The organism is Blastococcus sp. KM273129 (assembly GCF_021698995.1).
Classification (GTDB): Bacteria; Actinomycetota; Actinomycetes; order Mycobacteriales; family Geodermatophilaceae; genus Blastococcus.
Genome location: NZ_SSXB01000241.1, coordinates 1 through 211, shown reverse-complemented (window position 1 = coordinate 211; position 211 = coordinate 1). Strand labels below are relative to the sequence as shown.

Here is a 211-nt window from a genome sequence, read left to right as displayed (position 1 = left end):
CGCCATGCGGCGGCTCTCCGTTCTTCCGTCTGCCGCCTACCGGGTTAGCTGACGGATTCGGGCGGGAAGCGGCCCTACCCGCGACGGGACGTACCCGGCGCGCGATTCACCCCAGTGCTGCGGTGGGTCCCCGGCCCACCCCGGAGGGCGGCTCGGCGGCGCCCGGCGGCCCTCCCCGGTGGGGAGCGGACGACCGTCCGGGCGCAGCCAC

Annotated in this window: 1 riboswitch. The window is 77.3% G+C overall.

Going from position 1 to position 211, the window contains the following annotated elements:
* Positions 1-18: 18 nt before the first annotated feature.
* Positions 19-158: riboswitch (cyclic di-AMP (ydaO/yuaA leader) on the bottom strand.
* Positions 159-211 lie beyond the last annotated feature (53 nt).